Here is a 628-nt window from a genome sequence, read left to right as displayed (position 1 = left end):
CGGGCACGGCCGGACGCCGGGGCGACGCCTCCCGGACGGCACCGGGCGCGGCCGGTACCGCGGGCACCGCGGGGCGCCGGAGCGAGGCCCGGACCCGAGGGCGTGGTGACGACGCCATGACCCGCTCCGAGGAGCACATGCGCGTCGGTGTCGAGCGGCACGAGGCCGGACGGGCCAGGCTGCGCAAGTACGTGGTCACGGAGGAGGTCCAGCAGACCGTGCCGGTGCGCCACGAGGAAGTCCGCGTGGAGCGCGAGCCGATCACGGACGCCAACCGCGACGAGGCCATGTCGGGCCCGGCCTTCAAGGAGGACGAGCACGAGGTCACGCTGTACGAGGAGCGCCCGGTCGTGGAGACCGAGGCGGTGCCGGTCGAGCGGGTCCGGATGACCACGGAGGAGAAGACCGCTGACGAGACCGTCCGCGGGCGGGTCCGCAAGGAGCGCATCGAGGCCGAGACGGAGATGGACGAGGAGTCCGGCCGCCGCGGCCGCGACATCCCCAAGCGGGGCCGCGAGTAACCCCACCCCCTTCCCAGTGCGCGCCGGTGCGACGAACCACCGGCGCGCGGCCACGCCCAACTCCGCCTTCACCCACCACGGCCGGCCACCACGGCAACCGCCCCGGC

The 628-nt window shown here is 75.2% G+C and carries 1 protein-coding gene; it reads left to right on the top strand.

Annotated features, from left to right (window positions below; all coding sequences use genetic code 11):
- A partial coding sequence (locus B7767_RS37750) for a YsnF/AvaK domain-containing protein (protein WP_256923713.1) occupies positions 1-521 on the top strand: 521 nt, incomplete at its 5' end.
- Positions 522-628: the final 107 nt, after the last annotated feature.

This window comes from Streptomyces sp. 13-12-16 (assembly GCF_002114215.1).
In the GTDB taxonomy this organism is placed as follows: Bacteria; Actinomycetota; Actinomycetes; order Streptomycetales; family Streptomycetaceae; genus Streptomyces.
The sequence above is the reverse complement of the archived record's forward strand: the minus strand, read 5'-3'. Positions and strand labels throughout refer to the sequence as shown.